We start from the raw sequence: 22,808 nt of genomic DNA, 5'->3' as shown, positions 1-22,808 counted from the left end.
TGGGTTCGTCTCGTTGAACAGGAGGCAAGCCGTCCAGGCCGGTCAGCCGAGGTCTCGGGACAACCAGCCAGGGGTGTCGAAGCGGATGGACGAAGCGCCGACCAGCGTTACCAGGTGCGCCTCGAGCTTCTCGAGTTCGGTGGCGCCGATCTTCCGCTTCCATTGATCGCGTAGCTGGTCGAAGATTTCCTCGCCTTGGCGCAGTACTTCGAAGCCGAGGGCGGTGACCTGCAGGCGTTTGCGGCGGGCATCGAGGGGGTCGGTATCGCGCGCCACGTATCCGCGTTCCTGGAGCACCGCAATGGTTTTCGCCGCCGCCTGCTTGGAAACCGACAGATGGCGGCCGAGCGCGGAGGCGTTGTCGGCACCCGCGGCGATGGCACGCATCGCGAAGTCGTGGACGGGACGCACATCCTCGTAGCCGCGCCGGGCCAGCTCGGTGGTCGCGTCGTCCACCAGTGAACGGAACCCCCCCAGCATGAGCAGCGCGAGATCGGCGCCGGAGCGAGACATGGCAGAAGCGTACCTGGACATGGACAACCAGGTTGGCTAATATATCGACAACCAGGTTGTCGAAATGAGGAGGGGTCATGACCGTTACACCCGCCGGTGCCACACTTCCGGAGATCACTCACCACCGCGTCGAGGTCAACGCGACAACGCTGCACTACGTCACGGCGGGAACAGGTGGAACACCGATCCTGCTGGTCCACGGGTTCCCCGAGACCTGGTGGGCCTTCCACAAACTCATCCCGCTGCTCGCGGAACATCACCGCGTCATCGCCGTCGATCTGCGCGGCTTCGGCGACTCCGACAACGGACCGGGCGAGTACGACAGCGCCGTCTCCGCCGAGGACCTGCACCAGTTGATCGGACACCTCGACCTCGGCCCGGTCCACCTGACCGGGCAGGACATCAGCGGTGCGACCGTGTTCCGCCTGGCGACCGAGTACCCGGCGGACGTGCTCAGCTTCACCGCGATCGAGACCGGGCTGCCCGGGTTCGGCGTGGAGGCGCTGGCCGATGTCACCCACGGCGGCGCCTGGTACATCGGCGTTCTCGCCGCGCCCGGCATTCCCGAGATGCTGCTGACTGGGCGGGAGCGCGAGTTCCTGGGGCAGTTCGCATTCTCGGCCACCAGCGCGACCTCGGATCCGAGCACCGCCGCCGATATCGACGAATTCGTCCGCACCTATGCGCGGCCCGACGGCTGGCGAGGAGCGATCGGCCTCTACCGGTCGATGCTGCGCGAGGGTCCGGAGATCAAAGCTCTCGCCGACGTGCCGGGCCTGACCGTACCCGTGCTCGCGGTCGGCGCCGGCGGAGGCTCCTTCACAGCGACCAGCATGGCCCAGGCCGCGCCGGCGACCGAGGTCAGCTCGGTATCCCTCCACGGGGTCGGCCACTACGCCGCGATGGAGGCCCCCGACGAGCTGGCGAAGACCATTCTCGAGTTCACCGGACGCATCGACACGGCCTGACGACTCGCCGCCGCTCGTCACAACAGGACGTGAGCCGACGTGATCACTGCACCTCAGTTACATGAGACAAACCCATGACTGCGTCAACTCGCCGAGACTGCCTCGAATCCCACGAGATCGGACATTTCCACCGGTAACACCCGGGCCCGAAGCCTCGCGGCGACACCAGGATTCACCGAGAAACGGCGTACGGATTCGTGGCCCGGCCCGTGCGTCGAGCATCACTCCTGCGATCGGGCCCGCGCCTGGACGCGCCGTGGTCGATCATCGTTCCGATTTCGGCGACGACCGTGCCGACGAGATCCATATCCGAGCAGTGAAGCGGCAGAACCTCATCGGGCGTCGGAACGCTTACTCTGGAAGGTGATCCGACAATGCGAGAAGGCGGTCGCGCGCGTGAGCGAGCATGAGGATGATCCGCACATTCATGTCGTCAAGAATGTGACGCAGGCCGGGGCGGCCTATCGGACCGTGATCACCTCCATGTTCGGGCGCGCGATCGACTCGCCGAGCATTGTCACGACGGGTTGCGGGCTGCGGGTGCGATATGTGATGACCGCTACGCATCCCGACAAGGTCACCTGCCTCGCCTGCCGCGAACACGCTCAACACGAGCATCTGCGCTTGGCCGACCGGATCGAGCGACTGAGCCGAGGACCCGGCTCACCGGTCGCATCCGATCGCGGTTCCGCAGCGGCGCAACACCTTCGGGATCTGGCGCGGAGATTCGCACCACCGGGTTAGGCAATATTGTTTCTGCGATAGCGTGAACATCTTGTCCACAGTGGGTTGGTCTACGGCTACTGCATTTCGGCCCAGTACTGGTCCAGGCGATTGACCGCCTGAGCCTTTGTCATACTTTCGATCTCGTCGGCGGTGAGGCCCACCAGGCGGATCAGCTTCTCGACAACACCGAACGGAATGGGTTCCTTGTCCGGGATCGCCACGCCACCGGTGGATCGCGTAGGCCGCGTGCGGTCGTTCACGCATGCCCAGAACTGGTCCTCGCTGACCTCGAGTTGATCCTTCAGGATTTGGCACCACATTCTCGCGCCGTAGTCGGTGTTGTCCGCGGGGCGTGAGATACGGGTGCGCAGGATACGACCGTCGGGCAACGGTAGTTCCCAGGTGATGTGGTGTCCGACAACACCGCCGCGCGAGTTACGGACCAGAGTCCATTCGTCGTTGCGGCAGAAGATGTCGTGCGCTTTCTTCGTGCCCGGCGGGTACGCGGTCACCGCTCAGCCGCCGTCAACCATTCTCTCAATTGGTCGTCCGTGGATAGCTCCACGAACTGGACGAAGTCGACGTTGCCGCTGTGGTTGACCGCCGCATGCAAGTGGTCCTGCCAATCGGCCGTATATTCACGCATCGCCTCGATCAGCGCCGTGGTTGCCGTCTCGAAGTCGGGCTCTTCCACCGCGAGCGGCAACCCGGGCAGATACGCGACCCAGTTGCCGTTTTCCCGTACTACCTGCGGCTCATGCGGGCTGATGATGTGTGCGAGCAGCCATCGTAGGCGCCCGACCTGTACCAGCGCGGAGTCTTTGCCCTTACGGGAGATGACAGCGACATTGCCCTCCTCGGCGATGTCGAGCAACTCGCTGAACCTGCCCCGGGCGCTGACCATGGAATCGTAGCGTTGAACGGTTTGAATTGCGGCAGTCATCGCTGGTCCCTCGATCTCTCCTGCACGGCCAAGTGTACATCATGTACATGATGTACATCTCTAGAGAGACACGCCAAGATGACACGCCTCACACGGGCAGATTCCGCGGATCAGGCGGCCTGGGCGGGCGCCAGGTGACCGCCCGATGAGATGGTGGCGGTGTAGCGATGCCACTTGGACCAGTCCCGCCGGCCGGGAGGAGCCCCCTGCGGAGCGGCGCTTGGCCCGGTCGGGCACTGGGCAGGCGCTTCGGGCACCGACGGACTACGACGCAATATTCGAATAGGGCCTCGCGGCGCTGCTGCGGCATCCCGCCTGATCATGTTTGTCGCGAAATCACTTCTTCCGCAATAGAATCGGCGTTCGCGAAAGAGAAGTCGGTCAGGGTTCGGGCGGAGGGGTGGGTGGCCAGGGGGGTGCGGTTTCCGTGGAATTCCGTACCGGGGTGAGGAATCTGCCGTCCGGACGTTCGGTGCGGTATATCGACACGTCCGAGCCGTACATACCGGTGACCTCGGTGAGCCGGTGCCGGACCACCGACAGCGGTCCCTGCTTCGAGTCGACGTGTACCTCAGCGGAATTCGCATCGGCGACCACGCCGGAATGCGTGATGACGGAGTCGCTGTTCCGGTAGATCACCACATCGCCCGGAACCGGGGCATCGGTTTCGGACAGCCTGCGGAATCCGTTGTCCGACAAGATGTCTTCCACTCGGCGGCCCGCCAGCCATCCCGCTTCGCCCTCGCGGCTGAAAGTGTATCCGTGACAGTTGAAGTGCGGATTGATCGGCGTGCGCGGTTCGAGACGATCCAGCCGGACACCGCCTTCGATGTTCATCCGGAACAGTTCGGTGAGACCTGCCCGGCTGGTGAACAGTCCGTCGAATTGTGCCGGGGCGCCGAACGTGCCCTCCGACAAGCTTCTCGGCGGGATCACCGTACCCGCGTCGGTGATGTGGCTGCGCAGGGTGATCGGATCCGTGTTCCAACCGGTTTCGGCAACTCGCGCATGTACCGCTCCCTCCGGCAGCGGGAGCGGAGCGTCCGTGTGCTGTTCGACGCCCGGAACGGACCTGGTCTCCGGATTTTCGTTGCGGAACAACGTATTACGGTGCCGGATCGCGGATTCGGCTTCATGTGCGCGCAGCAGATTCGCGTGTTCGGAGGTCGAACGCCCGAACCGCCGCACGTTGCCTGCGACAGTTCTGCCGGCCTTCGCCAGAGCATCGGAGATCAGATGCGCGGCGTCGGCGGCTGCCCGGCTCGCGCTCTCGAACACAGGACTCCTCGCCGGGGGTGGGCCGCCGCCGGCCGTGGGAGCGCAATCTATCCGAAACCGGCTCTTTCCCCAAGCCGGTCGGGCACGGCCACGCGCCGATCACACGGTGACGACGATCTTGCCGATCTGATGTCCCTGTTCGAGGTATCGGTGTGCTTCGACGATGTCGTCGAGCGTGAACACCTTGTCCACGGTGGGTTTCAGCGCTCCGATGCGGAGGCCGGCGGCCAGGAATGCCGCGATGCGCCGCACCGCGATCGGGTCGAGGGTGTGCTCGAAACTCATGTACCGGTGCAGGGTGATCGGGCGTTGGGGGAAGGAGGCGGGGCGGGGATCGAGCCAGCCGACGGTGACCAGGGTGGCGCCGGCGTTCGCCGCCTCCGCCAGATGGGCGAGTCCCGGGCCCGTGACGGAGTCCAGGACGATGTCGGCGCCACCGCCGAAATGCCGGTGCGTGGCGTCGACGACGTCCTCGTCGTCGGTGACGATGACCGCGGCGGCCCCGGCGGCGTGCAGCGCCTGTTTCTTCGTCGCGCCACGGGTGACCGCGAGCGGCACCGCACCGATCTGGTTGGCGATCTGAATGGCGGCCAGCCCCACGGCGCTGGAGGCCGCGGTGATCAGGACGTGGTCGCCCGGGCGCATACCGGCCTTCTCGACGAGGGCGCCGTAGGCGGTGGAGTAGGCCACCCACAGGGCCGCCGCGGTGGTCGCGTCGAGCCCGGCCGGCCGCGGGACGACCGAGCGGGCCGGCAGGACGAGATATTCGGTGTAGGTGCCGTTGACGTCCATGTCGGGAACGGCGGTGACGATCACCTCGTCGCCGAGAGAGAGTCCGTCGACTCCCGGTCCGAGGGCGTCGACGGTGCCGGTGGCTTCGACGCCCAGCCGGGCCCGCGGCAATCGCACCGGCACCGGTGAGGCGCCCGCGCGGACCATCTGATCCAGCCGGTTGACTCCGACGGCCTGCGTCCTGATGCGCACCTCCCCCGGGCCGGGCTCCGCGACGGGCTCGTCCATGATCCGCAGGACCTCGGGTCCGCCCGTTTCGTCGAATACGACAACTCGCGCCATGGTTCGAATCCTGTTCTCCGAGAAGGGGTGTCGACAGGCACAATTTCTTGTGCGACTGTACTAGGAATATTTCTAGTACAGTCGTTAGCGAAATGTCAATCACAGGAGGCAGTCATGGCAGGGCGGCCGGTCGACCCTCAGCGACGCGCCGAACTGCTCGACGCGATGGTCGAGTACACGATCGAGCACGGGTTCTCGGAGTTGTCCTGGCGTCCCGCCGCGGCCGCGCTCGGGGTGTCACCCACGACGCTGGTCCATCACTTCGGCACCAGGGAGCAGATGCTCGAAGCCGTCCTGGGCCGGCTGCGGGAACGCATCTTCGCGGCCGTGGGTCCGCGCGACGGCGACCACCCCGACCTCGCCGCCGCGGCCCGGGCGGTCTGGACGCGGACATCGGACCCACGGCAATGGGCGGAGTTCAGGTTGTTCTTCGCCGTCTACGGGCGGGCTCTGCAAGCCCCGCACCAGTTCGAACGGTTCCTCGACCGGGTCGTCACGGACTGGATGAACGCCCTGTGCGAGGCCCAGGGCCCCGGCGTCGACGCGGACCTCGCACGCCGCCGGGCCACTCTGATCATCGCCACCCTCCGCGGCCTGTTGCTCGACCTGCTCGCCACCGGCGATCGCGACCGCGTCGACGACGCCGCACAAGCATTTCTCGCCACCTTGGAGTGATGCGGCTGGTTCTATCTCGCGCGGATCGGGGTGTTCTGGCCGGCGGCCAGCCACCAGTGGCCGTCGCGTTCCACCAGGATGTACAGCGCCATTTCCGAGAAGCCTTCCGGGTCGAGGGACCGGCGGCGGATGTGGGTGAGCAGGATGCCGGGGGCGGGGTGGCGGGCGGTGACCACTTCGAAGCGGGACGGCGGGGCGGCGTGTTCGGTGTGGAGGCGGCGGTGGATGGCGTTGAGGGTCGGGTAGCCGTCGACCGTGGCGCCGTAGGGGCTGCCCCAGAGGATGTCCTCGGCGAAGTCGGCATCGTAGACGTCGGCACTGTTGTGTTCCATTGCTCGTTGCAGGCCGGCGGCGAATTGCTCGGCGGTGGCGCGGGCGGAGTCGTCGGTGTGTGCGGAGTGGAGGGTCGGGCGGGAATCCATCGTTGCTCCTGTTCGTCGTCGTCCGGTCGAATCTAGGACCTCGAGTAATGTTCAGGTCAAGTCCCGGGGAATTCGGGTCGGGGGCGGGTGTGAATCGTGTTGCGGGGCAGGCTCGTCGGGGTACGGGTTCCGGGTGGGGTGGGGACGCGATAGGTTGTAGGCCCAGGTGGGAAGGTACGAAGAGGAGTCGGCGGGTGTTGCGACGGGCCGCGGTGGTTGTGGCGAGTGTGGTTACCGCTGTGGGGGCCACGCAGGGGGGTTCCGCAGCGGATCCGCTGGGGTGGCTGCCCGCGCCGGTCAATACCTGCGGGGAGGCCGGATTCGATCCGGTGGCTCGGCGGGCGAATCCTGATGTGCCGCCGCCGGTTCCGGAGGCTCCCGGGCCGGTGACTCCTACCGTGCATGTGCCGGTGCCGAAGGCGGTGCCGTTCTTCGTGCCGAAACAGCCTGATCGGACGCGGGTTTCGCCGGGGGCGTTGCCCGCCGATCCTTGTGTGAATCCTTGTCCGGAGCTGGCGGGTGGGGTGGACCGGACCGCGATTCCGATTCCGCCGGGAACACCGGTGTGGCCGCAGGATTCGCTGCCCGCGGGGGACGAGCGTCCGGCGCCGGTGGTGGCGCCGCCGCCCGCTCCGGCTCCCGCTGCGCCGGATCTGGTTCCGCGGGTGCGGATCGTGGAGGATCCGGAAACCATTCCCGTGCCGTTGAATCTGCTGGGGCCCGATGTGACCGGGCCGCGGCCGGGGCCGGTACCGCCGGTGATGCATCCGCCGGTGCAGCCGGCGCCGTTGAGCCGGCCGGTGGCGGCGCCGGTGGTGCACGATGTTTTCCCGGTGTCGCAGGTGACGGGGCCGGGGTCGCAGAATCGGACCGACAGCCGGTGGCAGGTGGGCGGGACCGATCTGGGGCTGATGTGGGAGTCCGCGCCGGGGCAGGTCGCGGTGGCGTTCGGGGATACCTTCGGGCAGGGGTTCGAGGACGGTGGGCCCAGTGGGACCGATTGGCGGAGCAACGTTCTCGCGTTCAGTTCGAATCGCGATCTCGCGCAAGGGTTGTCGTTCGACAGCATGGTGTCGGACGGGCCCTGTCACGCGGCGGAGGTGCTGAAGAGTTACAAGGTGAACAACTTCGAGATGACCGTGATCCCGACGTCGGGGTTCGCGCTCGGGGGGCGGCAGTATCTCAGTTATATGTCCGTGGCCCGGTGGTCGAAGACGCCGGGGAAGTGGTGGACCGCGTACGGGGGGCTCGCCTATTCCGACGACGGCGGGCAGACCTGGGACCAGGACGCCTATGCGCGGTGGGACAACATCTTCGGGCAGGGGCAGTTCCAGGTGGTGGCGATGGTGCCGCACGACGGGTACGTCTACATGTTCGGGACGCCCAACGGGCGGTTCGGGAACATCGCGCTGGCCCGGGTGCCGCAGGACGATGTGCTGAACAAAACCGCGTATCAGTATTGGGCGGACGGGTTCTGGGGGCCGACCTTCCAGCCGCCGGGGCCGGACGGGACCGGGATCGAATTGTCCGCCAGCCCTTTGCTTTCCGGGGTAGCCGGCGAGCTCTCGGTGCGGTTCGACACCGCCGCGGGACTGTGGGAGATGACGTATCTCGACGTGTCCGAGAACGTCATCGTGTTGCGGCGGTCGGCGACGCCGCAGGGGTTGTGGTCGGATCCGGCGGTACTGCTGCACACCGCCGACTATCCGTCGGGGTACGGCGGGTTCATTCATCCGTGGTCGACCGGCCACGATCTGTATTTCACGGTGTCGGAGTACGGGCACTACAACGTTTATCTGATGCACGCGGGGATCGACTGATCCGGACGGTTTTTCGGTACCGCTTGTCGGAACCGAATCGGTGCCACGTGATTCAGGGGGCGAGAAGGCCGGCCACGGTACGGAATTCGGCGAAGGCGGCCGCGCCGTCGTTCGTGGTGAGGGCGGTGACGAACAGGCCGCGGGCCGCCCAGACCAGGGCCACCGCGCGGGCCCTGGCCTCGCGCGGGGGCAGGCCGGTGCGCTCACCGAGGGTGGTGACCAGGGTTATCCAGTCCTCCAGGGAATTCAGGAAGTCGCCGTAGGAGGCCGGGTCCTGGACGGCCAGGCCGAGGACGTAGAAGAAGGCGGCCGCTCGGGGGCGCTGCGCGGGGTCCAGGTACAGGTTTTCGAGCATGCTCAGCGCGTCGTCGTAGCTGTCCCGGGTGGACAGGGCGGCGAGGGTGCGCTGTTCGTGGCGGCGCAATTCGCTCAGCAGGGCAGCGAGAAAGCCGTCGCGGGAACCGAAGTGGTGGATCAGCATGCGGTGGCTGGTGCCGAGTTGTTCCGCGAGTTTGCGCAGGGTCAGGTCGCTGAGGCGGCCGCGTTCGGCCAGGAGTTGTTCGCCGCGGCGCAGCAGGCGGTCGCGGGGGCCGTCCTCACTCATCGTGGGCGTGGCCGAGCCAGAGATCGGCGGCGACGACCAGGGTTTCGATGCCGGTGCTCAACGTCGGTTCGACGACGGGTGCGAAATGGGGTGAGTGGTTGGCCGGAAGTTCGTCGAATCGGCCGTCCCGCAGGGCGGTCATGACGGTGTCGGTGTCGAGTCCGCCCCAGAACCAGAACACCGTGGGCACCTTCGCGGCCGCGCCGAAGACGCCGACGTCCTCGCTGGCGGTGATGGTCGGCAGCGGCAGCAGGCGGTGCGCGCCGAAGTGCTCGGTGAAGGCGGCCACCGTTCTCGCGGTCGCGTCCGGGTCGCTGACCAGGATCGGGGCGGCGTTGGTCCACTCCAGGTCCGGGGGCTTCGGGGCCGCGCTGGCCTCGGATTCGGCGCGGACGATGCGCTCCACCGACGAGCGGACCAGGGTGCGGGCCTCCGGAGAATAGGTGCGGATGTTGATCCCGAGTTCCGCGACGTCGGGGATGACGTTGTCCTTCGTCCCGGCCTGCAGGCGGCCGACGGTGACCACCGCGGTCTCGGCGGGTGCCACCTCGCGGGCGACGATGCCCTGCAGGCGGGTGACCACGTTGGCGGCCATCAGGACCGGATCCACCCCGGCCTCGGGGCGGGAGCCGTGGCCGCCGCGGCCGTGCAGCACCACGTTCACGGTGTCCGACGCGGCCATGATCGAACCGCTGGCGTGCCCGATCATCCCGGCCGGCAGCGGGCCCACGTGCTGGCCCAGGACGATGCCGGGCTTCGGGAAACGCTCGAACAGGCCGTCGCCGACCATGTCCCGGGCGCCGCGGGCGAGTTCCTCGGCGGGCTGGAACACCAGCAGCAGGGTGCCGGTCCAGGCCGGGCGCTGCCCGGCGAGCACGGTGGCGGCGCCGAGCAGGCAGGTGGCGTGCATGTCGTGGCCGCAGGCGTGCATGACCGGCACCTCGTGGCCCTGTTCGTCGGTGACGCGCACGGTGCTGGCGTACGGCAGGCCGGTCTTCTCCTCGACGGGCAGCGCGTCGATGTCCGCGCGCAGCATCACCACCGGGCCCTCGCCGTTGCGCAGCAGGCCGACCACACCGGTGCCGCCGACCCGTTCGGTCACCTCGTAGCCGAGGGCGCGCAACCTGTCGGCGATCAGGCCCGCGGTGCGCTGTTCGTGCAGGGACAGTTCCGGATGCCGATGCAGGTCACGGTAGAAATCCGCGAGGCCGGCGGCGATCTCGCCGAGGCCGTCCAGGGTGATCTCCGGCATGGCGTTCCTCCCTCTCGGCGGCGCTGGCGTACCAATGGTACATACCGGCGGGTCGAAAACCGGATGCTCGCGACCACACCGATGCCAGGATGAGACGGCACGGAGCACGGCGCCTCGGCCTGGTTCGCGACCGTCACCCGGCGGTGAGCGCCGCGAGCAGTTCCCGCCGCGAATTCGGATTGCGCTGAGCGCAAAGGGTGCCCGGTATCGTATGTCTCGCTAACGTCTTTCGTCGGACATCGTCGCAGAGGAGTGCCCGTGACCGCCGAGACCATGGACGTCGCCGAACTCGCTACCGCCCCACACCCGTTGGACGATCCCGTCCGGGAATCGCTGCGCGGTGCGCACAGCCGGTTCGCGCAGTGGGTGGGCCGCGTCGCCCGCTACGATCCGGCGGTCGCGTCGTTCGTCGGTCACCCGCCGGTCCTCGACACACCGGACTGGGCCGATCTGGCCGAGTTGCTCGGTCCCGGCGGTGGGACCGGGCTGCGCGGTTACGGCCATGTGCCGCCGCCGGAGTGGACGGTGGTGCGCGAGCTGGCCTCGGTGCAGATGGACGGCAGCGGGCTGCGCTGCGAATTCGATCCGGAGGCCGAGGTGCTCACCGCGGCCGACGTGCCCGAGATCCTCGACCTCATCGCCCGCACCGAACCCGGCCCGTTCCTGCCGCGCACCATCGAGATGGGCGCCTACCTCGGCCTGCGGGTGGACGGGCGGCTGGTCGCGATGGCCGGGGAGCGGCTGCATCCGCGCGGCTGGACCGAGATCAGCGCGGTCTGCACCGATCCCGAATTCCGGGGCCGCGGCCTGGCCTCGCGATTGGTCCGCGCGGTCGGCGCGGTGATCCGCGAACGCGGCGAGACGCCCTTCCTGCACGCGCTCGCGGGCAACACCACCGCGATCAGGCTTTACGAGACACTGGGATTCACTCTGCGGAAGCGCTCGAAGCTGACGTTCGTGCAGGCTCCGGACCCTCGACCCGGTAACCGTCGAACAGCGGGCCACCGAACAGCTCCAGCACCGCGCTGACCACGGCGATCATCGGTTCCACCGCGCCCTCGGCGACCGAACGTACCGCGCGGGCGAGCGTCTCGGCGTAGTCGGTGCCCGCCTGCTCGTCGTACGTGACCGCCTCGCGGTGCAGCCATTTGCCCCCGCCGAGCCAGCGGCCGTGCCCGGCGAGCAGCAATTCCAGGGTGGCGCGCCACAATTCGGTGGCCACCAGCAGTTGTTCGGATTCGGGACCGCCGCCGGACAGATCGTCGAGCAGTGTGCCCACCCGGTATCGCATGTCGGCCAGCCGCTCCTCGGCCGGCCGATCCGGGCCGGCCTCGAGCTCGGTCAGGCAGGCGTTCTGCAACCGGGCCGCACTGCCGTCCCGGTCGACGAGAATCGTTGCGGCGCCGATCAATCGGCGTGTGGTGGGATCGCCGTCGCGGCGTTCGCCGGCGCAGAACCAGCGGATCGACTCCTCGGTCTGCACGAACAACTCGACGGGCCAGCCGCCGTAGAACACCGACTCCCGATACGGCGCCGGGGCACCCGCCAACAGCACCGTGATGTCGAGATCGGAGGTCACCGTGCCGGTGCCGTCCGCGGCGCTGCCACCCAGCCAGGCCGCACGGGCCTCGGGGAACCGGTGCGAGACAAGCCGATAAGCGATCTTCCGGACATCGAGTTCCACGCCCGTGATGGTGCCATGCGGACCCCGGCCGCGAACAATCGGCCGGTCACCACCAGCCGAGGATCGGTTTCAGCTGACGATCCAGCTCCGGCGCGAGAGTGCGGGCGTAGGTGGCGGTCAGGTGGTGCTCGTCGTGGTAGACGAGGACGTTGCCCGCGACGGCGGGACACACGTCCGCCTGGCACACCGCGTCGGTGAGGTCGATCGGGAAGACCGTCGGGAACCGGGACGCGGGTTCCAGGGCCGGATTCACCGGGTCCAGCGCATCGGCGCGGCGGATCCCGCAGTCGGCGCCCCCACCGCCGCGGGCCAGGCAGTCGACCGCCTTGTAGCGCACGCTGTTCCGCCGCAGCCACGGCGTGTCGCGGACGGCGACCACGTCCAGGCCGCGGTCCGCGAGCGCCGACCACACGTCCAGATAGTCCTGCGGGGTCTCGTCGCCGATGTCGCCGCGCGGGCGGGTGCCGGTGGTGAACACCCAGTCCGGCCGGTCGGTGCCGAGCCGGTCGATGACCTCGCGGGACCAGTCCCGGCAGTCCGGATTGGGCTCGCCCTTGTAGCTGACCTCGTCGGACAGGGTCAGCGGGCAGCCCATCTTCAGGTAGGTGACGATCCGGAACCGGTGCCGATCGGCGAGCACCTGCAACGCGGGCAGCCAGTGCTCGGCATGGGAGCTGCCGACCAGCGCCAGCGTGCGGTCGGCGGCCTTGTCGCCGTACACGCAGGTGATCACGTCGCGGGTGTTCCAGTCGGCGATGCAGCCGTCGACGGTCGGCGGCGGCACCTCGGCGGGCGCCTCCAGCACCGTCGGCCGCATCGGCGCCGACGGCACCGACGCCCGGGCGGCCAAGGCCTCCGCGCCCGGGTACAGCACCGGATCCAGGCCGCCGGGCGGATGCGGCGGCACGATCCAGCCGACCGTGATCTGCCAGGCGCCGACCACCCCGATCACGGCCGCCGCCAGCACGCCGACCAGCGCGCCGGTCGCCCGCGGATGTCCGGGACGCGCGACGCCGGCCGGGCGGGCGCGCAACGGCTCCTCGATCCAGCGATGGGTCAGCCAGGCCAGGGCGGCCGAGACGGTCAGCACGATCAGGCCGTCGGTGAAGTCGGCGGCCGGATGGTCCCGCTCGGCCAGCACGACGATCAGGATCGGCCAGTGCCACAGGTACAGCGGGTAGGCGACGTCGCCGAGCTGCCGCATCGGGCCGGTCGCCAGCAGCCGGCTCGGCCACTCCAGCGGCCCGGGCCCGAAACCGGCCACGATCAGCGCCGCGGTGGCCCCCACCGGCAGCAGGGCGACCGGGCCCGGGAATCGTTCGACCCCGTCGGTCACCAACCAGCCGCAACCGACGACGCCGGCCAGGCCCAGCGCCGCCACACCGGTCCGCACTCCCCGCACCAGGCCCGGAGAAAACGTCCACCCACGGAACATCGTGTCGTAGGGCACCAGCGCCAGCCCGGCGCCGGCCAGCAACTCCCAGGCGCGGGCCGCGCTGTCGTAGTAGTTCCAGCCCTGATGCGAGGTGCCACGGGTCGCGTACCAGAACGAGGCCACCGCCGCGACGATCACCACCATCGCCAGCACCGGCCGCACCCGCGGCGCCCGGCACGCCCACACCACGGCCGCGACGACGACGAGGGCGGCGAGATAGAACTGCCCCTGCACCGACATCGACCAGAGGTGCTGCAGCGGGCTCACCGACGGGTCGGCCGCCAGATAGTCCGACCAGGTCCAGGCCAGCCGCCAGTTCTGGTAGTAGAACAGCGAGGCCAGCGTCTGACCGGCGGTATCCGACCACTGGGTGTACGGGCGCAGCGTGATCGTCGCCACCACCACCGCCGCCAGCACCACCACCAGCGCGGGCACCAGTCGCCGCACCGTCCGCCGCACGATCGGCAGCACCGGCACCGCACCGTTGCGTCCGGCCTGCCGCAGCAGCAGGCCGGTGAAGAAGTAGCCGGACAGCACCAGGAACACGTCCACACCACCGGACACCCGGCGTAAGTAGATGTGGAACACCACCACCAGGGCGATCGCCAATCCCCGCAGGCCGTCGAGATCGCCGCGGCGGGCATCCGGCGTTGCCGGTCCCGGCGCGGTGAACGTGGCCTTCCGCCTCGCGATCGCCAGGGGGTTGTTCACACGCGCACTCCTGATTTGTCCGTTCCCATCCGGTCCGGTCGCACCGGCCGGGTCCGTCGGTGACACCTCCAGCCAAAATGCCGCACGGATCCGTCCCGAGGCAAATCACCGTCGATGCCCGCGGCCGTTCCTTCGACACCGAACATCTTGCGCCACAACGGATATCACGATGCGGACGGCACGATCTCGGGGCGGTCACGGGCGCTGTCGGTTCCCGGCCGGACCGGTCACCATGGACTGGGGAGATACCCGGCCGGAACGCCGCCAATCGTGCATTTCCGCCGTCGTCCCGCCGGTTCCATCGTATGCGGGCGGTGTGGCCGCCCATCGAGCGAGGAGGACGATCCGTGCGCGCAACCATGATCCACGCCCCCGGCGACATCCGGTTCGAACAGCGGCCCGACCCGCGGATCACCGAACCGGCCGACGCGATCGTCCGGACCGTCGCCACCTGTGTGTGCGGGTCGGATCTGTGGTCCTACCGCGGCATCAATCCGGTCGGAGACCCGCATCCGATGGGTCACGAATACGTCGGCGTGGTGGAGGAGGCCGGGCGCGACGTCGATACGGTCCGGCCGGGTCAGCTGGTGATCGGATCCTTCATCGCCTCGGACAACACCTGCCCGCACTGCCGGTACGGCTTCCAGACGGCCTGTATGCGGCGGGAGGCCATGACCACCTGCCAGGCCGAATACATCCGGATCCCGCAGGCCGGCGGGACCCTGGTCGCGGTGCCCGGCGATCCGGATCCCGCGCTGCTGCCCAGCCTGCTCACGCTGTCGGACGTGATGGGCACCGGCTGGTACGCCGCCGTCGCCGCGCAGGTGAAGCCGGGTGGCACCGTCGCGGTCGTCGGCGACGGCGCGGTCGGATTGTGCGGCGTGCTGGCCGCGAAGGAACTCGGCGCCGACCGGATCATCGCCATGAGCCGCCACCACGACCGGCAGAAGCTGGCCCTCGACTTCGGCGCCACCGACCTGGTCACCGAGCGCGGCGACGAGGGCGTCGCACGGATCATGGACCTCACCCACGGAGTCGGCGCCGACTCCGTGCTGGAATGCGTCGGCACCGCCGAATCCTCGGCCCAGGCGCGGCGGGCCACCCGGCCCGGCGGGTCGGTGGGTTTCGTCGGCCTCCCGCACGGCGTGGAGATCGACGGCGGCGACCTGTTCGGCTCGATGGTCGGCCTGCGCGGCGGACCGGCCCCGGTGCGGCGGTTCCTGCCCGACCTGATCGATCGGGTGCTGTCCGGGCGCATGGCTCCCGGCAAGGTCTTCGACCTGACGCTGCCGCTGAGCGAGGTCGCCGAGGCGTATCGGGCCATGGATGAGCGGCGGGCGATCAAGGTGCTGCTGCAACCCTGAGCCCGCGTGCGACCACAACCGGGCACCGGCGAGGGCTGCCCGGGTATGTGCCGCGGCCGGTTCACCGCAGTCGGCGGCTCGGCGGTCGCAGGTACCAGGAGGCGACGGTCAACAGGGTCATGACCGCCAGGACCGGCACCTCGGCCAAGCCGTAACCCGTGGTCAGGTGCGAGGCCAGCGCGCCGGTGTAGACGAAGAACGTGCCGGCGTAGGCCCACTCCTTGACCAATGGGAAACGCTGGACCAGCAGCGCGGCCGCGCCGAGGATCTTCCAGACACCCAGCAGTACCAGCAGGTATGTCGGGTAGCCCAGACCGGTCACGATGTCGCGGACGTAGGCGATGCGGGCGATGTCCCACACCCCGCCGATCGCGAGTTCGGCGGTGACGAGGGCGGTGGCGATCCAGTAGGCGACGGCACTCAGGGTGGGCCGGGACGAACGAGTCGTGGTGTCCATACCCGGATGACGAATCGGCGGCGCAAGATATGTCAGTGGACGACAGCGAGGCGTTCGAACACCACCGGCCCCGGCTGCGCGCGGTGGCGCACCGCATGCTCGGCTCGGCGGCCGACGCCGACGACGCCGTCCAGGAAACCTGGCTGCGATTGCATCGCGCCGGCGCGGACCGCGTCGGCAACCTCGGCGCATGGCTGACCACGGTGTTGTCCCATCTCTGCCTGGACATGCTGCGCAGCCGGTCGGCGCTGCGGGAACATCCGCTCGGCGTCCACCTGCCGGACCGGCTCTCCGATCCGGCGCCCGGACCCGAGGAGGATGTGCTGCTGGCCGAGTCGAGCGGACAAGCGCTGCTGATCGTGCTGGACCGGCTCGCTCCGGCCGAGCGCCTCGCGTTCGTGTTGCACGACCTGTTCGCGGTGCCGTTCGACGACATCGCCGCGATCCTGGATCGGACGCCCAACGCCGCGCGGCTGCTGGCGACCCGGGCCAGGCGGCGGATCGTCGTCGATCCCGAGGAGCGACCGGAGACCGGCGCGCAGCGTGCGGTGGTCGAGGCGTTCCTGACCGCCGCCCGGGGCGGCGACCTCGACGCGCTGCTGGCGATGCTCGATCCCGAGGTGGCGATCAGCGCCGACGCGGCCGCCTCCCCCACCGGCGCGCCGGTCCGGCTGCGGGGTGCGGGAATCGCGGCGCGGCAGGCGGTGGCGTTCGCACGGCTGTCCGCTCACGCGGAACCGATTCTGGCCGACGGCATCCCGGCCGCGCTGGTCAGCGCGGCGGGTGGACCGTTCGCGGTCATGCTCTTCACGATCACCGAGCCGCTGATCACCGGCATCGAGGTAGTGGCTGATCCGAATCGGCTACGGGTCCTGCGGCCCGCCCTGTTCCCGGGTGCGCTCCCCGAACCGTGAGCGGGGAAGGAAGCGATCTCGGCCGGGCTCAGGGTTGCGGCGGCCGAGCGGCACGGCGTCCGCGTCGACCGAGTCGCCGCCGACCGTCGCGCTGCCGTCTCGACACGCTGCCGGACCTGCTGCCGCTCGCCGGGCGGCCGATCAGTCGTCGCGCCGCGGGCGAGCCGTCGCGGCGACCGGAGCTTCGGTCAGGCGCTCGCGGATTCCCCGGAAATGCTCGTCGACGGCGACGCGCAGGGCCGGTTCGTCACCGGCGCGGACCGCGTCCAGGATGGCGCGGTGCCACCGCGCGATGACCGCGGGCGCGGCGGCGGTGCCGGGCAGTTCGGTGTCGAGGGCGTTGAACACCTTCCAGAACACCTGGATGAGGTCGAGCACCAGTTCGTTGCCGAGCGGCCGGTAGAGGGTCTCGTGGAAGCGCCAGTCCTGTTCCGGGGCGTATTCACCGCGCCCCGCGGCCTCCTCCATCGTGGTGACCGCGGCGGCCAGCTCGGGCAGATCGAGGCGGTCGCGGGCGGCGAGCACCCGCGAGACCAGACCGGCCTCCAGGACCTCGCGCACCTCGAGCAGGTTGCGGATGTCGGCGTAGTCGCCGCGCACCGACAGCGCGCCCCGGAACGCCAGGCCCGCCTCGAGCCCCGACAGCGGTCCGGAACCGACGTAGGTGCCGTAGCCGTGCCGGATGTCGACGATGCCCACCGCCTCGAGCGCCTTCATCGCCTCGCGCAGCGGATGCCGCGACACCCCGAGTTCCTTCATCAGCTCGGACTCGGTCGGCAGCGAGTCCCCGGGCTCGAGCCCGCGCGCGACGATCAGTCCCTTGATCGACTCGCGCAGCGCGTGCTGATTGGCGCGGGCACCCGAAACCCGTTCGCCGACTGTCCTTTCCACAGCCGCGAGTGTAGACCGATGGTTGCCCGGCGCCGATCCGCGCGCTACCGTGATGCCAGACATAGGACATCCTATGTACAGTTTCAGGAAGGTCAACCGGCATGACTACGTCGTCCCCTGCCGTACCCCGGTCGTTTCGCACCCTCAGCCGCGCGCAGCGCAGAGGCTTCTACGCCGCCTGGCTGGGCTACCTGCTCGACGGATTCGATTTCGTCCTCATCACCCTGGTCCTCACCGACATCGCCGGCGACTTCCACCTGAGCCTGAGCAAGGCGGCCACGCTGGTCTCGGCCGCTTTCGTCTCGCGCTGGCTGGGCGGGCTGGTCCTGGGCGCGATCGCCGACCGGTACGGCCGGAAACCGGCGATGATCCTGGCCATCGTGGCCTTCTCGCTGGGCAGCGGACTGTGCGGATTCTCCTGGAACTACTGGTCGCTGTTCGTGTTCCGCGCGATCGTGGGGCTCGGGATGGCGGGCGAGTACGGATCCAGCGCCACCTATGTCATGGAGTCCTGGCCACGCCAGATGCGCAATCGGGCCACGGGATTCCTGCTGTCCGCGTACCCGATCGGCACGGTGCTCGCCGCGCAGGCGTATCGGCTGGTCGTGCCCGCCGGGGGCTGGCGCTGGCTGTTCTACGTCGGGATCGTGCCCGTCGCGCTGACGCTGTATCTGCGGCGCTCGCTGCCCGAGGCGGCCGAATGGGAGCACGAGGTCGCCGGGCGGGATCGGCACACGACCACCTCCGTGCTGTTCGCACCCGGTCGCCGGGTGCTCAACATCGTGCTGGCCGCGGCGCTGTCGGCGCTGCTCGTGGTGTTGTTCGCGAAGCTGTCCGGATCCGCGGCGCCCTATCTGAGCGTGCTGGTCATCGCGGGCTTCGTCCTGTTCGCGTGGCAGTTGTCCGGGCGGCTGTGGCCGATGACCGTGGCGATCATGGTCACCGTCTTCTGCGCCTTCCTGTACTCCTGGCCGATCCAGTCGCTGCTGCCGACCTATCTGAAGACCGTGCTCGGCTATCACCCCGGCCAGGTTTCCGACGCGCTCACCTGGGCCGGGCTCGGTTACGCCGCGGGCAGTTGCCTCGCCGGATGGCTCGGTGACCGGCTCGGCACCCGGCGCGCCTACGTACTCGGGCTGCTCGTCTCGCTGATCTTCGTGTTCCCGGTGTTCGCGCTGCCGTCCGGCAACGTGGCGCTGCTGTGGGTGCTGCTGTTCGCGATGCAGGCCACCAGCCAGGGCATCTCGGGCCTGCTGCCGAAGTACATCGGCGACCACTTCCCCACCCGGCTGCGCGCGGCCGGGCTCGGATTCTCCTACAACGTCGGCGCGCTCGGCGGCGCGGTCGCGCCGCTGGCCGGCACCTCGATCGCGAACCATCTGGGCCTGGGCACCGCGCTCAGCGTGCTCGCCGGATCGCTGACCGTGGTCGTCGCGCTGATCATCGGCTTCGACGTGCCCGCCCGCATCGGCCGCGCGCTCGGCGCCACCGACTCACCCGTCCCGGAAAGGATCGACGAATGAAGCTCGAGGCAGTGATCCCACCGCTGGTCACGCCGCTGGACACCACCGGCGAGCTGGATCGGCGCTCGCTGGAACGGCTGATCACCCGGCAGCTGGCGGCCGGGGCGGACGGTGTGTTCGTCGGCGGTTCCAGCGGCGAGGTCGCGCTGCTGGACACCGCCCAGCGCCGGGACCTGGTCCGCACCACCGTCGCGGTGGTCGGCGGCGCGGTGCCGGTCCTCGCGGGCGCGGTCGACACCGGTACCCGGCGCGTCGTCGAACAGGCGAGGCAGGCCGCCGAACTCGGCGCCGACGCGGTCGTGGTGACCGCGCCGTTCTACGTACAGCCGCATCCGGACGAGGTGCTCGCGCACTTCCGGCAGGTGCACGCGGCGGTGGACGTGCCGGTGATCGCCTACGACATCCCGTCCGCGGTCGGCACCGCCCTGGCACCGGACCTGATCGCCGCCCTGGCCGAGTCGGAAACCGTGGTGGCGCTGAAGGATTCGAGCGGCGATCTGGCCAAGTTCCGGGAAGTGCTGCGGCGCACCGATCTTCCCGCGTTCAGCGGCTCGGAACTGTTCGCCGACACCGCCGTCGGACTCGGGGCCGCGGGCATCGTGCCCGGACTCGGGAATGTGGACCCGCACGGCTACGTGCGGCTGTACCGGGCCGCCCGCGCCGGCGACATCGCCACAGCCCGCGCCGAACAGGACCGGCTCGCCGGGCTGTTCCGGATCGTCTCGGTCGCCGACCGCGGCCGGATCGGATTTACCGCCGGCGCGCTCGGGGCGTTCAAGGCGGCGATGGCCCTGCTCGGCATCATCGACTGCGCGGCCGTGAACCCGCCGCTGTCGCCGCTGTCCGCCGACGAAATCCGTTCCATCGCAGAGATTCTGGTGGCCCACGGGCTGGAGCCGGTCACCGCGGCCTGACCGCGCATCCCACCGACGGGATCCGTTCCGGCACCCGGATTCGCGTGCAGCACCCGCCCGGCCGAAGGTCGCTGCCCGGTCGCCGGATTCGTTTCACCGCCGGGATTCGCGTCGCACGGTGCCGGAACCTGTCACGCGGGTCCGGGCGGCCCCGCCCGAATGTCGGACCCTTCTGGCAAGGTGGACCTCGAATCGACACGCGGACCGGGCATCGGGCAGGATGGACGCCGCGGACAGTGACTGGGAGGAGACCGAGGACATGCTGCGGTTGATCATCGGCATCGCGGCCGGCTATGTGCTCGGCGCCAAGGCCGGGCGGGCGCGGTACGAGCAACTCAGCAAGACCGCTCGCGTGATCGCCGGCAGCCCGGCCACCCGAGCCCTGGTCCGGGTCGGCCGCCAGAAGCTGTCGGACAAACTCAGCACCCGTCCGCAATTGGAACCCATGGTCCCGATCGACGAGCGCACCACCATTCTCGTCCCGCAGGACCAGCTGCGCCGCTGAGGCGGACGCGTCCCCGCCACGATCGACCGATGTCGCGTGCCGGGGGCACAGATGCCCAGGAATCGTGCTCAGCGCCGGCCGGCCATTCGATCCGGCGCCTTCCGTGCCGAATCGCGCTGCGCCGGAGTCGCTCAGCCCACCGCGAAACCGCTGGCGTTCCCCATCGCCTGATCGCGCAGGCTCTTGCGGTACTGCTCCAGCGCCACGACATCGCCGAACAGGGCCATGTACGCGTCGGACTCCTCGGTGGAGGAGATGCGCTGCAACTTGGACTTCAGTTCCGCGACCTGGCGGCCCACCCAGGCCTCCTGGGTGCGGGCGATCACGCCGATCACGAAGCGCTGGATGTCGTCGATCGACTTGACCGGTAGCGGTTCGGCGGACAGTTCGTGTACCAGGGCCTGGAGCGTCAGGTCCTCGGTGTTGTCGGCCACCCGCGACACCCATTCCGAGCCACCGAGTCCGGCGGCCGTGCCACCGGCGGCGGCGATCGCGGTGCGCACCGCCACATACGCCGGATGGGTGTACGCCTCCGCGTCGACCGAGTCGAACATGGGACCGGACAGGGCCGGATATTGCAGGGCCGCGGCCAGGGACTGCCGCTGCGGCAACAGAACCGGATCGGCGGGGGCCGGGCGCGCGGCGGGATGCTCGGACACCGTCGCGGTGCCGCGCGCCGGGGCGGCACCGCGACCCGACGAACCACGCTCGTCCCCGCCGCGATTGCGACGGGCCTCGTCGCCGACCCGGCGCACCACCTGCTGGATGTCGTCCCAGCCGACCCAGCCGGCCAGTTTGGTCGCGTACGCCTTGCGCAGCGCGAAATCCTTGATCTGCGCCACCACCGGCACCGCGCGGCGCAGCGATTCGACCTGCCCCTCCGGGGAGTCCAGGTCGTGTTCGGCGAGCAGGCCGCGAATCACGAACTCGTACAACGGAACCCGCCGGGCCACCAGGTCCCGCACGGCGGTGTCGCCGGAGCGCTGGCGCAGTTCGCACGGGTCCTGGCCGTCGGGGGCGACGGCGATGTAGGTCTGCCCGGCCAGTTTCTGGTCGCCGGAGAACGCCTTCAGCGCCGCGGCCTGCCCGGCCTGGTCGCCGTCGAAGGTGTAGATGATCTCGCCGCGCCAGAAGTTGTCGTCCAGCAACAACCTTCGCAGCACGGACAGGTGTTCGTCGCCGAAGGCCGTGCCGCAGGACGCGACCGCCGTCTTCACCCCGGCCAGATGCATGGCCATCACGTCGGTGTAGCCCTCGACGACGACCGCCTGATGACCCTTCGCGATATCGCGTTTGGCCAGGTCCAGGCCGAACAGTACCTGAGACTTCTTGTACAGCAACGTTTCCGAGGTATTGATGTACTTCGCGGTGATCTGGTCGTCGTCGAACAGCCGGCGCGCGCCGAAGCCGATCACCTCGCCGCCGAGATTACGGATGGGCCACAGCAACCGGCGGTGGAACCGGTCGATCGGGCCGTGCCGGCCCGGCTTCGACAGCCCGGCCGCCTCCAGCTCCTTGATGTCGAAACCCTTGCGCAGCAAGTGTTTCGTGAGCGTGTCCCAGCCGCCGGGGGCGAAGCCACAGCCGAAGGCGCGGGCCGCGTCGCCGTCGAAGTTACGCTCGGTCAAGTACTTTCGGGCCGCGGCGGCCTCCGGCTCGTTCAGTTGAGCCGCGTAGAACTCGTGCGCGGCGGCGTTGGCCGCGACCAGCCGGGAGCGGGTGCCGCGGTCGCGCTGCACCGAGGTGCCGCCGCCCTCGTAGTTGATCCGGTAGCCGATGCTGTCGGCCATCTGCTCGACGGCCTCGACGAATCCGATGTGCTCCAGCTTCTGCAGGAAGGCGAACACGTCGCCGCCCTCACCGCAGCCGAAGCAGTGGAACACCCCGTGATTCGGCCGGACGTGGAACGACGGCGACTTCTCGTCGTGGAAGGGGCACAGGCCCTTCATCGAGTCGGCGCCCGCGCGCTTGAGTGCCACATATTCGCCCACGACATCCTCGATGCGCACGCGTTCACGAATTGCCGCGATATCGCGATCAGGGAGTCGTCCGGCCACGGTGTGCGAGTCTACCGCGCGCCCGCTCCCCGGTCCCCGGGCCGCGCCCCGGGCTCGGCCGGCATCGGTTACCGGATC

General features: G+C 69.3%; 23 protein-coding genes. 10 read left to right on the top strand and 13 right to left on the bottom strand.

Features of this window, described 5'->3' with window-relative positions:
* Positions 1–42: 42 nt before the first annotated feature.
* On the bottom strand, positions 43–513 hold the full coding sequence (locus NRB56_RS11100) for a MarR family winged helix-turn-helix transcriptional regulator (RefSeq protein ID WP_153341011.1): 471 nt from the start codon (positions 511–513) through the stop codon (positions 43–45).
* A 77-nt stretch (positions 514–590) separates the two neighbouring features.
* Between NRB56_RS11100 and NRB56_RS11095 the strand changes: the two genes are divergently transcribed.
* Together NRB56_RS11095 and NRB56_RS11090 are read left to right on the top strand one after the other, a co-directional pair.
* Entirely contained in the window at positions 591–1,481 is an 891-nt protein-coding gene (locus NRB56_RS11095; protein ID WP_153341009.1) for an alpha/beta fold hydrolase, read from the top strand.
* A gap of 396 nt (positions 1,482–1,877) precedes the next feature.
* Positions 1,878–2,225 (top strand): hypothetical protein, encoded by a 348-nt coding sequence (locus tag NRB56_RS11090; RefSeq protein WP_227837482.1) that lies wholly within the window; start codon positions 1,878–1,880, stop codon positions 2,223–2,225.
* A gap of 56 nt (positions 2,226–2,281) precedes the next feature.
* On the opposite strand, the gene NRB56_RS11085 is transcribed toward NRB56_RS11090, so the two are convergent.
* The 4 genes from NRB56_RS11085 to NRB56_RS11070 form a co-directional block, all read right to left on the bottom strand.
* On the bottom strand, positions 2,282–2,719 hold the full coding sequence (locus NRB56_RS11085) for a cytotoxic translational repressor of toxin-antitoxin stability system (RefSeq protein WP_227837480.1): 438 nt from the start codon (positions 2,717–2,719) through the stop codon (positions 2,282–2,284).
* On the bottom strand, positions 2,716–3,150 hold the full coding sequence (locus NRB56_RS11080) for a prevent-host-death protein (RefSeq protein WP_153341007.1): 435 nt from the start codon (positions 3,148–3,150) through the stop codon (positions 2,716–2,718). The genes NRB56_RS11085 and NRB56_RS11080 overlap by 4 nt, the downstream gene beginning before the upstream one ends.
* 381 nt (positions 3,151–3,531) lie before the next feature.
* Positions 3,532–4,428, bottom strand: coding sequence for a hypothetical protein (locus NRB56_RS11075; RefSeq protein WP_153341005.1), 897 nt, complete (start codon positions 4,426–4,428; stop codon positions 3,532–3,534).
* Positions 4,429–4,527: 99 nt separating this feature from the next.
* Positions 4,528–5,502, bottom strand: a complete 975-nt coding sequence (locus NRB56_RS11070; protein ID WP_153341003.1) for a zinc-dependent alcohol dehydrogenase family protein — start codon at positions 5,500–5,502, stop codon at positions 4,528–4,530.
* 114 nt (positions 5,503–5,616) lie between these two features.
* On the opposite strand from NRB56_RS11070, the gene NRB56_RS11065 reads away from it, so the two are divergent.
* Positions 5,617–6,177, top strand: coding sequence for a TetR/AcrR family transcriptional regulator (locus NRB56_RS11065; RefSeq protein WP_153341001.1), 561 nt, complete (start codon positions 5,617–5,619; stop codon positions 6,175–6,177).
* Between the two features lie 11 nt (positions 6,178–6,188).
* On the opposite strand, the gene NRB56_RS11060 is transcribed toward NRB56_RS11065, so the two are convergent.
* Positions 6,189–6,599 carry a DUF4440 domain-containing protein gene (locus tag NRB56_RS11060; RefSeq protein ID WP_153340999.1) on the bottom strand — a complete coding sequence of 137 codons (411 nt, stop codon included), beginning with the start codon at positions 6,597–6,599 and terminating at the stop codon, positions 6,189–6,191.
* A 494-nt stretch (positions 6,600–7,093) separates the two neighbouring features.
* Here NRB56_RS11060 and NRB56_RS11055 point away from each other — a divergent pair, with 494 nt between their 5' ends.
* Positions 7,094–8,419: a DUF4185 domain-containing protein gene (locus NRB56_RS11055; protein WP_319942835.1), complete on the top strand. Its 1,326-nt coding sequence runs from the start codon at positions 7,094–7,096 to the stop codon at positions 8,417–8,419.
* A 52-nt stretch (positions 8,420–8,471) separates the two neighbouring features.
* On the opposite strand, the gene NRB56_RS11050 is transcribed toward NRB56_RS11055, so the two are convergent.
* Both NRB56_RS11050 and NRB56_RS11045 read right to left on the bottom strand, forming a co-directional pair.
* The gene (locus NRB56_RS11050; protein ID WP_153340997.1) at positions 8,472–9,023 is read right to left on the bottom strand and encodes a TetR/AcrR family transcriptional regulator; all 552 of its coding nucleotides are present in this window, start codon (positions 9,021–9,023) and stop codon (positions 8,472–8,474) included.
* A complete protein-coding gene (locus NRB56_RS11045; protein ID WP_153340995.1) occupies positions 9,016–10,275 on the bottom strand; it encodes an amidohydrolase in 1,260 nt (419 codons plus the stop codon). Before NRB56_RS11045 ends, NRB56_RS11050 begins: the two co-directional genes overlap by 8 nt.
* Before the next feature lie 273 nt (positions 10,276–10,548).
* On the opposite strand from NRB56_RS11045, the gene NRB56_RS11040 reads away from it, so the two are divergent.
* Positions 10,549–11,304: a GNAT family N-acetyltransferase gene (locus NRB56_RS11040; protein WP_153341369.1), complete on the top strand. Its 756-nt coding sequence runs from the start codon at positions 10,549–10,551 to the stop codon at positions 11,302–11,304.
* Here the strand turns inward: NRB56_RS11040 and NRB56_RS11035 are convergent.
* Together NRB56_RS11035 and NRB56_RS11030 are read right to left on the bottom strand one after the other, a co-directional pair.
* Positions 11,201–11,959 (bottom strand): nucleotidyltransferase domain-containing protein, encoded by a 759-nt coding sequence (locus NRB56_RS11035; RefSeq protein WP_153340993.1) that lies wholly within the window; start codon positions 11,957–11,959, stop codon positions 11,201–11,203. The genes NRB56_RS11040 and NRB56_RS11035 overlap by 104 nt on opposite strands.
* Positions 11,960–12,005: 46 nt before the next feature.
* Positions 12,006–14,105 carry an acyltransferase family protein gene (locus tag NRB56_RS11030; RefSeq protein WP_319942834.1) on the bottom strand — a complete coding sequence of 700 codons (2,100 nt, stop codon included), beginning with the start codon at positions 14,103–14,105 and terminating at the stop codon, positions 12,006–12,008.
* Positions 14,106–14,464: 359 nt separating this feature from the next.
* On the opposite strand from NRB56_RS11030, the gene NRB56_RS11025 reads away from it, so the two are divergent.
* Positions 14,465–15,469, top strand: coding sequence for a zinc-dependent alcohol dehydrogenase family protein (locus NRB56_RS11025; protein WP_153341365.1), 1,005 nt, complete (start codon positions 14,465–14,467; stop codon positions 15,467–15,469).
* Positions 15,470–15,530: 61 nt separating this feature from the next.
* Here NRB56_RS11025 and NRB56_RS11020 read toward each other — a convergent pair whose 3' ends face one another.
* The gene (locus NRB56_RS11020) at positions 15,531–15,926 is read right to left on the bottom strand and encodes a DoxX family protein (protein WP_153340991.1); all 396 of its coding nucleotides are present in this window, start codon (positions 15,924–15,926) and stop codon (positions 15,531–15,533) included.
* Between the two features lie 29 nt (positions 15,927–15,955).
* On the opposite strand from NRB56_RS11020, the gene NRB56_RS11015 reads away from it, so the two are divergent.
* Positions 15,956–16,840, top strand: coding sequence for a sigma-70 family RNA polymerase sigma factor (locus NRB56_RS11015; RefSeq protein WP_153340989.1), 885 nt, complete (start codon positions 15,956–15,958; stop codon positions 16,838–16,840).
* A 141-nt stretch (positions 16,841–16,981) separates the two neighbouring features.
* Here the strand turns inward: NRB56_RS11015 and NRB56_RS11010 are convergent, their stop codons facing one another.
* A complete protein-coding gene (locus tag NRB56_RS11010) occupies positions 16,982–17,731 on the bottom strand; it encodes a FadR/GntR family transcriptional regulator (protein WP_319942832.1) in 750 nt (249 codons plus the stop codon).
* A 101-nt stretch (positions 17,732–17,832) separates the two neighbouring features.
* Between NRB56_RS11010 and NRB56_RS11005 the strand changes: the two genes are divergently transcribed.
* The 3 genes from NRB56_RS11005 to NRB56_RS10995 all read left to right on the top strand — a co-directional run bounded on the left by NRB56_RS11005 (position 17,833) and on the right by NRB56_RS10995 (position 20,673).
* Positions 17,833–19,254, top strand: coding sequence for an MFS transporter (locus tag NRB56_RS11005; RefSeq protein WP_153340987.1), 1,422 nt, complete (start codon positions 17,833–17,835; stop codon positions 19,252–19,254).
* Complete coding sequence (locus NRB56_RS11000) at positions 19,251–20,168, top strand: dihydrodipicolinate synthase family protein (RefSeq protein ID WP_153340985.1); 918 nt, start codon at positions 19,251–19,253, stop codon at positions 20,166–20,168. Before NRB56_RS11005 ends, NRB56_RS11000 begins: the two co-directional genes overlap by 4 nt.
* Positions 20,169–20,427: 259 nt before the next feature.
* Positions 20,428–20,673: a hypothetical protein gene (locus NRB56_RS10995; RefSeq protein ID WP_153341361.1), complete on the top strand. Its 246-nt coding sequence runs from the start codon at positions 20,428–20,430 to the stop codon at positions 20,671–20,673.
* 131 nt (positions 20,674–20,804) lie between these two features.
* Here NRB56_RS10995 and dnaG read toward each other — a convergent pair whose 3' ends face one another.
* Positions 20,805–22,730: a DNA primase gene (dnaG, locus tag NRB56_RS10990; protein WP_319942831.1), complete on the bottom strand. Its 1,926-nt coding sequence runs from the start codon at positions 22,728–22,730 to the stop codon at positions 20,805–20,807.
* Positions 22,731–22,808: the final 78 nt, after the last annotated feature.

The sequence above is a fragment of the Nocardia aurantia genome, from assembly GCF_009604425.1.
GTDB lineage: Bacteria > Actinomycetota > Actinomycetes > Mycobacteriales > Mycobacteriaceae > Nocardia > Nocardia aurantia.
This window is presented reverse-complemented; position numbering and strand designations above follow the sequence as displayed.